This is a genomic window from Paenibacillus sp. Y412MC10 (assembly GCF_000024685.1).
Lineage (GTDB): Bacteria > Bacillota > Bacilli > Paenibacillales > Paenibacillaceae > Paenibacillus_AQ > Paenibacillus_AQ lautus_A.
On sequence record NC_013406.1, the window covers coordinates 160,001 to 172,229 of the forward strand.

Below are 12,229 nucleotides of genomic sequence, written 5' to 3' on the forward strand. Positions count from 1 at the left end.
AAATATCCTTTTAGCTGAACTTGTGTCAAACAAGTTTAATAAAAAGTAGCGCGAAGGTTTTGGGATCATCGATCCTTTGGAAGTTTGTTTCTACCTATTGACTCGTTTAATAGATCAGGAAACAAGCGGACAACAGAGCGATGAGCACAATAACCGGAGCAGTTGGTTAAGCTACTAAGAGCACACGGAGGATGCCTAGGCGCTAGGAGCCGAAGAAGGACGTGGCGAACAACGATACTGCCTCGGGGAGCTGTAAGCAAGCTTCGATCCGGGGATGTCCGAATGGGGAAACCCAGCTGATGTAATAGTCAGTTACCCGTATCTGAATACATAGGATGCGAGGAGGCATACCCAGGGAACTGAAACATCTAAGTACCTGGAGGAAGAGAAAACAAGAGTGATTCCGTCAGTAGCGGCGAGCGAACGCGGAACAGCCTAAACCAGAGAGCTTGCTCTCTGGGGTTGTGGGACGTCTCACATGGAGTTACAAAGGAATTTATTAGGCGAAGAGGTCTGGAAAGGCCCGCTATAAGAGGTAAAAGCCCTGTAGCCGAAAGTATATTCCCTCCGAGACGGATCCCGAGTAGTGCGGGGCACGTGAAACCCCGTATGAATCCAGCAGGACCATCTGCTAAGGCTAAATACTCCCTAGCGACCGATAGTGAAGCAGTACCGTGAGGGAAAGGTGAAAAGCACCCCGGAAGGGGAGTGAAATAGAACCTGAAACCGTGTGCTTACAAGAAGTCAGAGCCCGATCTATGGGTGATGGCGTGCCTTTTGTAGAATGAACCGGCGAGTTACGTTCCCATGCAAGGTTAAGGCGAGAAGCCGTAGCCGCAGCGAAAGCGAGTCTGAATAGGGCGATATTAGTATGTGGGCGTAGACCCGAAACCGTGTGATCTACCCCTGTCCAGGGTGAAGGTGCGGTAACACGCACTGGAGGCCCGAACCCACGTATGTTGAAAAATGCGGGGATGAGGTGGGGGTAGCGGAGAAATTCCAATCGAACTCGGAGATAGCTGGTTCTCCCCGAAATAGCTTTAGGGCTAGCCTCGGAATGAAGAGTCGTGGAGGTAGAGCACTGATTGGGTGCGGGGCCCGCAAGGGTTACCAAGCTCAGTCAAACTCCGAATGCCATAGACTTATATCCGGGAGTCAGACAGTGAGTGCTAAGATCCATTGTCAAAAGGGAAACAGCCCAGACCATCAGCTAAGGTCCCCAAGTGTGTGTTAAGTGGGAAAGGATGTGGAGTTGCACAGACAACCAGGATGTTGGCTTAGAAGCAGCCACCATTTAAAGAGTGCGTAATAGCTCACTGGTCGAGTGACTCTGCGCCGAAAATGTAACGGGGCTAAACACACCACCGAAGCTATGGCTTGATGCTTATGCATCAGGGGTAGGGGAGCGTTGTATGCAGGTTGAAGGTGTACCGTAAGGAGCGCTGGACAGCATACAAGTGAGAATGCCGGTATGAGTAACGAAAAGATCAGTGAGAATCTGATCCGCCGAAAGCCCAAGGTTTCCTGAGGAAGGCTCGTCCGCTCAGGGTAAGTCGGGACCTAAGGTGAGGCCGAAAGGCGTAATCGAAGGACAACAGGTTGAAATTCCTGTACCACCGTAAACCGTTATGAACGATGGGGTGACGCAGGAGGGTAGTGACGCGGACTGATGGATGTCCGTCCAAGCAGTGAGGCTGATGTGTAGGCAAATCCGCACATCGATAAGGCTGGGCTGTGATGGGGAGTGAAAATTACAGTAGCGAAGGTCATGATCTCACACTGCCAAGAAAAGCCTCTAGTCAGGTGAAGGTGCCCGTACCGCAAACCGACACAGGTAGGCGAGAAGAGAATTCTAAGGCGCGCGGAAGAACTCTCGTTAAGGAACTCGGCAAAATGACCCCGTAACTTCGGGAGAAGGGGTGCCTCGGTAGGGTGAATAGCCCGAGGGGGCCGCAGTGAAAAGGCCCAAGCGACTGTTTAGCAAAAACACAGGTCTGTGCGAAGCCGTAAGGCGAAGTATACGGGCTGACGCCTGCCCGGTGCTGGAAGGTTAAGGGGAGCGGTTAGGAGCAATCCGAAGCTGTGAACCGAAGCCCCAGTAAACGGCGGCCGTAACTATAACGGTCCTAAGGTAGCGAAATTCCTTGTCAGGTAAATTCTGACCCGCACGAATGGCGTAACGACTTGGGCGCTGTCTCAACGAGAGATCCGGTGAAATTTTAATACCTGTGAAGATGCAGGTTACCCGCGACAAGACGGAAAGACCCCATGGAGCTTTACTGCAGCTTGATATTGGATTTGGGTACGATCTGTACAGGATAGGTGGGAGCCTAAGAAGCATGAGCGCCAGCTTGTGTGGAGGCGACGTTGGGATACCACCCTGATCGTATCTAGGTTCTAACCTAGTACCGTGATCCGGTACGGGGACAGTGTCAGGCGGGCAGTTTGACTGGGGCGGTCGCCTCCTAAAGAGTAACGGAGGCGCCCCAAGGTTCCCTCAGAATGGTTGGAAATCATTCGAAGAGTGCAAAGGCATAAGGGAGCTTGACTGCGAGACCTACAAGTCGAGCAGGGACGAAAGTCGGGCTTAGTGATCCGGTGGTACCGCATGGAAGGGCCATCGCTCAACGGATAAAAGCTACCCTGGGGATAACAGGCTTATCTCCCCCAAGAGTCCACATCGACGGGGAGGTTTGGCACCTCGATGTCGGCTCATCGCATCCTGGGGCTGAAGTAGGTCCCAAGGGTTGGGCTGTTCGCCCATTAAAGCGGTACGCGAGCTGGGTTCAGAACGTCGTGAGACAGTTCGGTCCCTATCTGTCGTGGGCGTAGGAAATTTGAGAGGAGCTGTCCTTAGTACGAGAGGACCGGGATGGACGTACCGCTGGTGCACCAGTTGTTCCGCCAGGAGCATGGCTGGGTAGCTACGTACGGACGGGATAAGCGCTGAAAGCATCTAAGCGTGAAGCCCCCCTCAAGATGAGATTTCCCAGTATGTAAGACCCCTTGAAGACGACGAGGTAGATAGGTTGGAGGTGGAAGTGCAGCAATGCATGGAGCTGACCAATACTAATCGGTCGAGGGCTTATCCAAATATATTTCAATGTGCTGCAAATTCGTTTCGTATCTAGTTTTCAGGGAATCAATCTCTGTAACTGCATACAAGTTATGATGGAGAGATACCCAAGTGGCTATAAGGGGACCCTCTGCTAAGGGGTTAGACTGCGTAAGCGGTGCGAGGGTTCGAATCCCTCTCTCTCCGCCATTTGAATAACTTGGATGCAATAAGGTTTATATGGCGGTGTAGCTCAGCTGGCTAGAGCGTACGGTTCATACCCGTGAGGTCGGGGGTTCGATCCCCTCCGCCGCTACCATACATACCTGGAGGCTTAGCTCAGCTGGGAGAGCATCTGCCTTACAAGCAGAGGGTCGGGGGTTCGATCCCCTCAGCCTCCACCATGTATATTTTTATTACCTTACCATGCCGGTGTAGCTCAATTGGTAGAGCAACTGACTTGTAATCAGTAGGTTGGGGGTTCAAGTCCTCTCGCCGGCACCATCTTTAATAATGCGGAACTGTGGTGTAGAGGCCTAACATGCCTGCCTGTCACGCAGGAGATCGCGGGTTCGAATCCCGTCAGTTCCGCCATTATTTACAAGCTTCAGGGATGAGAGTCCATAACCGGGTTCGTCGGAGCATATCCTCGTTAGCACAGACTTCGCAGTCTCGAACGAAGAGAGAGTATCCCGTCAGTTCCGCCATTATTACTCTTAAGGAATAAAAATGGTCGGTTTTCCACAGATTAAAGTGGGAAGTGTTACACTCCGCACTTTATTTTAATGTTATTCATGTTTGGCTCGGTAGCTCAGTCGGTAGAGCAGAGGACTGAAAATCCTCGTGTCGGCGGTTCGATTCCGTCCCGAGCCACCTTTATATTTTGGAGGATTAGCGAAGTGGCCAAACGCAGCAGACTGTAAATCTGTTCTCGTCCGAGTTCGGTGGTTCGAATCCATCATCCTCCACCAGTAATAAGAGCCATTAGCTCAGTTGGTAGAGCACCTGACTTTTAATCAGGGTGTCGAAGGTTCGAGTCCTTCATGGCTCATCCGAAAGGGTCGTCAACGTTGTTGACGGCTCTTTTTGTGTTGTTTTTACTGAACTATTTCCCAAGGCACACGGACTTAAAGAGAAGGAATTGTCGTTTGTGCAGGATGATATGCTAAAATAAGAAAAAACGATAAAGTGGTGGAGTCATCAATGGTGGAGATGGAGCATATCGTTCAGAAACTGGAGCAGACCTTGGGTACCTCACTCGGCTTAAAAACATTGAATGAGCAGGAATCGCTATGGCTCACGGAATCGATGGCGATCACTTCGCGATACGGTGACCGATTAGGTCGAGAAGAAAGTGCTGCAAGTTCAAATCGCCATGGAGAAAAAGTAAGCTCAAACACAACACGAATGGTTGATGGTGCTTATGTGCATAAGGAGCTTGGTGAGATTTGGTTTCCCGTTAATCAACAGGATCTGAGCCGAGTCCTCGTGGCGGATTCCAATGCTTTGACGGAGTCGGAGATTGGGCTTGTCGCTCTTTTATTGGCGAACCTTCAGGAAGCGCCTTCAGGCGCGATGTCAAAGAATGCAGCCAAGGTTGAAGAAGAACGGCGCGCCCAGCAGTTGGGCGGTTGGTTGAAAGAGCGCCTTCAAGCCGGCGAGCTGCTTGCTGAACTACCGGATGAGATGCTGATTCGGACAAGCTTGACGGAGGAAATGGTCCCCTTTCTACTCATTCATGAGAGCGAGCATGCTCCCACGCCAAGTTATAAAGCGCTGCTGCGGTTGTTGCGCAGTTATTTTGACGGGGATATCGTTCTTGTGCCGCTGCTGGATAAGGAATGGATTATCCTTGCCAATCAAGAGCTGTTGGGCGGCATAACGACGGATGATAAAGAGGAAGCATCCTCGGAAGCCGATCAGGATTTGCTGTCCTTATTCTGTATGGGGCTGTACGAGCTCATTTCAACGGAATGGGTGGGCGATTTTCATATTTCGGCGATCCCGGCAGTCAATGCGCTTCATGCTTTGCCGCAGACGGTTGGCATGCTGCGAGAGACCATGACCATCGGGCGTACTTTTCAGGTCAAGGAGCATATTCATCTGTCGACCGGTCTTCATCTGGAACGTCTGGTCTACAGCATTCCTGAGTATCAACGGAATCAATTCCTGCGGGAGTACGCTGCCGGACATACCGACTTATTCGAGGACAGTGAGACTTTATCGACGCTGGAGTCTTTTTTTGAATTGGACTGCAATGTGAGCGAGACGGCCAAACACCTGTATATTCACCGAAATACGCTGCTGTACCGACTGGATAAGATCAAACAGGAGACGGGGCTTGACGTTCGCAGCTTCAGTGACGCGGTATTGGTGAAAATAACGCTTCTATTGTATAAAGTGACGAAAAGGAAATAGGTTTTTTGTGCAGATTGTGTATAGCAAGTCAGGTGCCTATGGGGTAATATAAGATTATAAATTAATTGTATTCGATTTCATAACATTCATATGAGGGGGCAAATGCACATGGCTGGTGTACGCTTAGAGCATATTTACAAAAAGTATGCAGGTGCGGATAAAGCAACTGTAATTGACGTTAATTTGGATATTAAAGATAAAGAATTCTTGGTATTGGTAGGTCCTTCCGGTTGCGGTAAGTCTACGACACTTCGTATGATCGCAGGTCTTGAGGAAATTTCCGAGGGTAAACTTTACATTGGCGACCGCGTTGTTAACGATGTAGCACCTAAAGATCGTGACATCGCGATGGTATTCCAATCCTACGCCTTGTATCCGCATATGAACGTATATCAGAACATGGCATTCGGTTTGAAACTCCGTAAAGTGAAGAAAGACGAAATCGATAAGCGTGTACGTGAAGCAGCGAAAATCCTGGATATCGAGCATTTGCTCGAGCGTAAACCGAAAGCTCTTTCCGGTGGTCAGCGTCAGCGTGTTGCCTTGGGCCGTGCAATTGTCCGTGATCCACAAGTCTTCTTGATGGATGAGCCGCTTTCCAACTTGGATGCGAAGCTCCGCGGTCAGATGCGTGCTGAAATTACTAAGCTGGTGAAGCGTCTTGAAACCACTTGTATCTATGTAACGCATGACCAAACAGAAGCTATGACGATGGGTGACCGTATCGTTGTTATGCAGGATGGCATCATTCAACAAGCGGATTCCCCAGAGCAACTGTACAACAATCCGAACAACCTGTTCGTTGCTGGTTTCATTGGTTCCCCAACCATGAACTTCATCAACGGTAAATTGTCCGAGCAAAACGGTGGCGTATACTTCACTTCCCAGGGCTTGAACGTTCAAGTTCCAGGCGGTAAAGCACAATTGCTCAAAAATAAATCCATGATTGGCAAAGAAGTAATCATGGGTGTTCGTCCGGAAGATATTCATGAAGAGCCAGTATTCCTGGAAGCTTCCCCGAACACAATCTTCACAGCGAAAGTGGACGTTACCGAGAACCTTGGTCACGAAATGCTCTTGTACCTCAGCGGCTTGGGCACCGACACAGTTATCGGCCGTGTAGACGGACGTTCGACTACTCGCGAAGGCGACAATGTGAAATTGGCACTCGACATGAACAAAGTTCATATCTTTGATAAAGAGTCTGAATTGAACGTATTGCTCGAAGATTAATCTTCAGCAATCGAGATCTCTTGAAAACCGCCCCTCAAGGGGCGGTTTTTTTAGGAGAAAAAGACATAAAACTAGGCAGTTTCTGCCCTTATCTGAAGGGTTCAGGCAGTTCTAGCAGACGGTAGAAGTGGTCCTAGGGTAAAAGTGTGTAAAGCAGACAACCAATTGTCGATATAAAAAGAGAATTATCTTTAGTAATAGAACATCCTTTTTTTTAGTCGCAGTATGCCGTAGCAGCGTCGCATCACTCCTGGATAAGTCCAATGTCCTGCTATCGGATAGCCGGTTAGAATTGCATTCATTGGCTTTTTTCGATAAGATAAGCACAAAGCAAGGCATACATAAGCATTGAACGTATGGGTTGTTGGGGCGTATTCCATGAAGCCTGACCGACCGCCGGCAAGGCTTGTGACGTCCTATTTAATTAGTAAAGTAACCGATCATGAAATATATCATCCAAAACGAGCCGATAGCAGCATGCCGGTTGCGTTGTGATGTCAACATACAATGGAAGAAGAGGGGTAATACCATGGCCAAGAAAGTGAAGGTATCCGAGCTGGTCCAGCAGTTTCAGCTGGAGGTCATCGCAGGTGAAGAAGGCTTGAAACGTCAGATTACAACGGACGATCTGAATCGCCCGGGATTGGAAATGGCCGGTTATTTTGAATATCATCCGCGGGAACGGGTTCAGCTTATGGGGCGCACGGAGCTGGCTTTCTTCGGAATGCTGAAGCCGGAAGAGCGGAAAGAACGCATGCGCAGCCTGTGTACGGAAGAAACGCCTTGCATCGTGGTTACGCGTTCCCTGGAAGTGCCGGAAGAGCTGGTGGAGCTCGGCAATGAAAGAGGTTTGCCCGTGCTGCGCAGCAGCATGGCGACGACCATCCTGACAAGCCGATTCACGAGTTTCCTGGAACGCAGACTTGCGCCAACGACGACCATCCACGGGGTATTGTGCGATGTGTATGGCGTGGGGATGCTGATTACGGGCTCGAGCGGTATCGGGAAAAGCGAAACGGCTCTGGAGCTCGTTAAACGCGGACACCGCTTAATCGCGGACGACGCGGTGGAGATCCGCCAGACGTCGGATTTTCAGCTGCATGGAACAGCGCCTGAGCTGATTCGCCATCTGCTGGAGATTCGCGGGGTCGGTATTATTAACGTTATGACGTTATTCGGTGCAGGCGCCGTTCGGAATAATAAACGGATTACGCTTGTTGTTCGATTGGAAGCCTGGCAGCAGGATAAACAGTATGATCGTCTGGGATTAGATGAAGAGACAACACGAATTATAGAGACGGATATCCCTCTGGTCACCATTCCGGTTCGTCCAGGACGTAACCTTGCGGTTATTATTGAAGTGGCAGCTATGAACTACAGATTGAAGCAAATGGGACTGAATGCTGCACTGCAGTTTACGAACAAGCTGACGGCAACGATTGCTGAAGATATGGACGATTTGGACTAGGACTAGGGAGGGTTATAAGTGATGCAAACATTGCTCATCGATCCGGTGGCGTTCTCCATCGGATCGCTGCGTGTTCATTGGTATGGCTTGATTTTGGGCCTGGGTGCCTTGGCAGGTCTGCTGCTGGCCATTCGCGAGGGGAAGCGTTTTGGCATTCCGCAGGAATTTTTCATGGATTTGCTCTTGCTTGGGGTTCCTTCCGCTATTATCGGTGCTCGTATTTATTATGTAGCTTTTAAATGGGAAGACTATAAGGATAACTTCCTGGATGTGTTCAAAATATGGAATGGCGGGATTGCGATATTCGGCGCCTTGATCGGCGCCATTATCTGTGCGTTGATCTATGTTCGCCGAAAAGGCTACAACTTCTGGCGAATTGCCGATATCTGTGCGCCGTCCTTGTTGGCCGGCCAGATCATTGGACGCTGGGGTAACTTCGTTAACCAGGAGGCCTATGGCGGTCCTGTCAGCGAGTCTTTCTTGCGCGGAGAGCTGCATTTGCCTGATTTTATCGTGAATCAAATGAACGTACAGGGCGTATTCCATCACCCTACCTTCTTATATGAATCGCTGTGGAACCTGTTGGGTATCGTCATACTGCTTATCATTCGCAGACAGAAATTTCTGCGGGCAGGCGAACTCTTCATCGGATACTTCATCTGGTATTCCATCGGCCGGTTCTTTATTGAAGCGGTGCGGACGGACAGCTTGGCTTTCCAAGGCGCCACAGGACTTGCCGATTTCATTAACAATACGTTATGGGCACCGATGACTTGGATGGGCTTTGAACTGGGCCACCTGGATCCGGCTTATGGCAACATTCGAATCTCCCAGCTGCTGTCCGTGTTGATCGTCATCGGAGGCATCGTGCTGATCATAGTGCGCCGTGTGACGGGCCGCGCCAATGTGCGTTATTTGGACCCGATCGTGTCGACGAAGACGGGAGCAGGTCCAACGCCGGAAGCCGATCTTCAAACGAACAAAACCGTCAAGTCTTCTGCGCCGGCTCCTGCTAAACAGCATAAACAGGCCGCAGGACCGGAGGAAATGGCGGATAAAGACGTTGTTACCCAAGCAGAGGAGACAGAAGTCAAATCCTCACCACGGGCAGAAGAAGACACTCCGACAATAAAACCGGATACGGAGGACAAAAAGGAGTAGTTGCAGCATGATCGAAACCGTACTGTTTGATTTGGACGGCACCATTATCGACACGAATGAATTGATTATCTCATCGTTTATGCATGTTTTCGAGGCGCAGGCCCCGGGACCGTTGACCAGAGAGCAGATCATTCCGCATATGGGAACCACGCTGGAACAGCAGCTGCAGGCTTTCTCAGGGGGCGTCGAGGATGTCAGTCCGCTTATCAAAGCCTATCGCTCTTTCAACACGATCCATCATGATGACATGGTCAGACCATTCCCGCATGTGAACGAAGTCGTGGAGCGTCTTCATCGTCACGGGCTTTCGCTCGGGATCGTAACCACGAAGATCCGTCCTTCCACCATGATGACGCTGGAGAAGTACGATCTGGAGCGCTTCATGTCGGCGATTGTTACGGTAAACGACGTGGAGCATCCGAAACCGCATCCGGAGCCCGTTCTGACGGCGATTGAGCAGCTGGGGGCCAATCCGGCCACCACTTTGATGATCGGTGACAGTCCGGTGGACATTCAGTCTGCCAAGGCGGCGGGCGTGAAGGCCGCCGCTGTAGCTTGGTCCCTCAAGGGTGAGCAAAAGCTGATGGAGTACGGGCCGGATTTTATATTGAAGGATATGAGAGATCTGTATGAAATCGTAGGACTTCAAGAGGAATAGGAGTTTTGGCAGCATGGCCAGAAAGATTACCCGTTATCCTGTAGAAGGCCCCAACGCGTTATGGCAAATCTACCGCACCGTGAGCCCGTTCAAGGGCGTCAAGAACTTCATTTTTATCCAGATCGCCCGGTATTGTCCTATCCTGCCTATGAAGAATTGGATCTATCGCCATATGCTCGGGATGAAAGTGGGGAAGCATACCGCGTTTGGCTTGATGGTCATGGTGGATGTGTTTTTTCCGGAGAAAATAACCATCGGCGAGAATTCGGTCATCGGCTACAACACGACCATTCTGGCTCACGAGTATTTAATAAAGGAATATCGTTTGGGTGAAGTGCGGATCGGGGAGAACGTGCTCATCGGCGCGAATACCACGATTTTGCCTGGGGTTACGATCGGAGACGGTGCGGTCGTTGCTGCGGGATCTGTCGTACATAAGGATGTGGCACCTGGTGTTTTTGTAGGCGGGAATCCATTGCGAGAACTGAAGAGGGCATCGACGGAAAGCGAGTCAATTTGAGGTAATGTGACAAGTCAGGTTCTCAAGCTTGCTGAATTGTTGTAGAATGAGTAAAGGATAACCTGACACAAAGCGAACAATAGTCCCCGGGGTATGATGGCCTTGAGGGACTTTTTTGCCCGTCCATTCGCATACATTGACTCTATCAACAAACTCGAAAACAAGGAGGCGACGCCTGACATGGGTGCAACGCTGAACAAAAAGGAAAGGCTGCCGCAGCTCGATATATATCGTGCGCTGGCCATCCTGGGCGTGCTTCACGTTCATGCGACTTCATTTGCAACGGTGGATGCGATTGATTCGCGATTCTATTATATTATTAATTTCTTGAATATTTTCTTTAAATACGGTACACCCTCTTTTATATTCCTAAGCAGCTTTGTGCTGTTCTATAACTATGCGGACCGGCCGCTGACCAAGGACTTGATCAAAAACTTCTATAAACGGCGGCTCTTGTACATTTTGCTGCCGTACGTGTTGTTCTCGATCATCTACTTCTTTGTGCGGATGTATCAGAACGGGATGCTGAACAGTTCGTTTGATCTATGGGCACAGATGCCGCTATTCTTTGAACGCTTGGCTCGAGGGCAGAATTATACGCACTTATACTTTGTATTTATCAGTTTGCAGTTCTATATTCTGTTTCCGATCTTCCTCAAGCTGTTCAAATCCTCACGGTTTCTCGTAAGGTGGGCAGTGCCGATCGGATTCCTGCTGCAATGGGGTTTCATCATCTGGAACAAATACGAGCTGCAGTACACGTTTAAAGGCAGCTTGGCCATTTCGTATTTAGCCTACTATATGCTGGGCGCTTATCTGGCGATGAATTACGATAAATTCAAGGGCTGGCTGACGTCATCATGGAAAAAGCAAACCTCTGGTCAAAGAGCAGGCACGATCGTGTTATGGGCCGGCTGGCTCGCGATGGCGCTGACGCATGTGCAGATTTGGTACAATCAGAGATTGCATGGCGCCAAATATGATTCCCTGTTGTACGAGCTGTTGTGGAATCTGCACACCGTGTTCTCCGCGATAGTGCTGATGCAGCTGGCGAGCTGGCTGTATAGCAGCGGCTGGAAACTCATCGTGAAAGTGCTGACGCGGATTGGCGAGCTGTCTTTCGCGATCTATCTCGTGCACCCGCTCTGGCTGTTCCTGTATCGGGAATTCGATCCGAAGCTGAATCCGGTAACCGATGATTATCTGATCTGGATATACGGCGGGATGGTAACGGCATTGATCGTCAGTGCGTTAGTGGTGCAGACGGTGTTCCGGTGGATTCCAGGGTCGTGGATGCTGCTGGGCAGCGTTCCTCGATCATTGAAGCCATCCTCGAAAGCACCTGCGACACCATCGCAGAGAAAAGACACCGTTACGGGCGACAGCAAGAAATCGGTCGATCTATAGGAACATCAGGCCTAATGTTAAAACTTCTTATCCTTCATCATGAAGCAAAGCCGTCCGGGCTGCCGGGCGGTTTTTTTGTATTGGCGCCATCCGGATCCATGCAGGGGTTCAGCCAATTAGACAAGCAAGCCACGCTGGTCCGTTCTTGTGTTACAATTATACCCAGAAGTTAGACGGATCTATTGATGCGTAAGGCGGGTACCGACAGAGAACGATACATAGCAGAACGCATGCGTATGCATTGACGATCAGGCAGGATTCATGGTAATATAGCCAATATCCTTTAATTTATTAGCAAGGTACCACTTT

At 50.0% G+C, this 12,229-nt stretch carries 7 protein-coding genes, 8 tRNA genes and 1 rRNA gene; all 16 read left to right on the forward strand.

Translation table 11 applies throughout. The features are described from left to right. Positions 1–164 precede the first annotated feature (164 nt). The 16 genes from GYMC10_RS00740 (at position 165) to GYMC10_RS00815 (ending at position 11,920) form a co-directional block, all read left to right on the forward strand. Positions 165–3,093: ribosomal RNA gene (locus GYMC10_RS00740) — 23S ribosomal RNA — on the forward strand. Positions 3,094–3,173: 80 nt separating this feature from the next. After that, a tRNA-Ser gene (locus GYMC10_RS00745) sits at positions 3,174–3,265 on the forward strand. Between the two features lie 32 nt (positions 3,266–3,297). Then, a tRNA-Met gene (locus GYMC10_RS00750) sits at positions 3,298–3,374 on the forward strand. 9 nt (positions 3,375–3,383) lie between these two features. Further along, positions 3,384–3,459: transfer RNA gene (locus GYMC10_RS00755), tRNA-Val, on the forward strand. 24 nt (positions 3,460–3,483) lie between these two features. Beyond that, positions 3,484–3,559 (forward strand) — tRNA-Thr (locus GYMC10_RS00760). 13 nt (positions 3,560–3,572) lie between these two features. Next, a tRNA-Asp gene (locus GYMC10_RS00765) sits at positions 3,573–3,649 on the forward strand. Positions 3,650–3,855: 206 nt separating this feature from the next. Beyond that, positions 3,856–3,928: transfer RNA gene (locus GYMC10_RS00770), tRNA-Phe, on the forward strand. Positions 3,929–3,940: 12 nt separating this feature from the next. Next, positions 3,941–4,026: transfer RNA gene (locus GYMC10_RS00775), tRNA-Tyr, on the forward strand. Between the two features lie 7 nt (positions 4,027–4,033). Beyond that, positions 4,034–4,106, forward strand: a tRNA-Lys gene (locus tag GYMC10_RS00780). Between the two features lie 152 nt (positions 4,107–4,258). Further along, positions 4,259–5,473, forward strand: coding sequence for a PucR family transcriptional regulator (locus tag GYMC10_RS00785; protein WP_012818390.1), 1,215 nt, complete (start codon positions 4,259–4,261; stop codon positions 5,471–5,473). A gap of 108 nt (positions 5,474–5,581) precedes the next feature. Further along, a complete protein-coding gene (locus tag GYMC10_RS00790; RefSeq protein WP_012818391.1) occupies positions 5,582–6,706 on the forward strand; it encodes an ABC transporter ATP-binding protein in 1,125 nt (374 codons plus the stop codon). Positions 6,707–7,235: 529 nt separating this feature from the next. Then, positions 7,236–8,174: an HPr(Ser) kinase/phosphatase gene (gene hprK / locus GYMC10_RS00795; protein ID WP_009595669.1), complete on the forward strand. Its 939-nt coding sequence runs from the start codon at positions 7,236–7,238 to the stop codon at positions 8,172–8,174. 21 nt (positions 8,175–8,195) lie between these two features. Beyond that, positions 8,196–9,335 (forward strand): prolipoprotein diacylglyceryl transferase, encoded by a 1,140-nt coding sequence (lgt, locus tag GYMC10_RS00800; protein WP_012818392.1) that lies wholly within the window; start codon positions 8,196–8,198, stop codon positions 9,333–9,335. Between the two features lie 7 nt (positions 9,336–9,342). Further along, positions 9,343–9,993, forward strand: a complete 651-nt coding sequence (gene ppaX, locus GYMC10_RS00805; RefSeq protein ID WP_012818393.1) for a pyrophosphatase PpaX — start codon at positions 9,343–9,345, stop codon at positions 9,991–9,993. A 13-nt stretch (positions 9,994–10,006) separates the two neighbouring features. Further along, positions 10,007–10,513 carry an acyltransferase gene (locus tag GYMC10_RS00810; RefSeq protein ID WP_012818394.1) on the forward strand — a complete coding sequence of 169 codons (507 nt, stop codon included), beginning with the start codon at positions 10,007–10,009 and terminating at the stop codon, positions 10,511–10,513. Between the two features lie 180 nt (positions 10,514–10,693). Then, positions 10,694–11,920 (forward strand): acyltransferase, encoded by a 1,227-nt coding sequence (locus GYMC10_RS00815; RefSeq protein WP_012818395.1) that lies wholly within the window; start codon positions 10,694–10,696, stop codon positions 11,918–11,920. Positions 11,921–12,229: the final 309 nt, after the last annotated feature.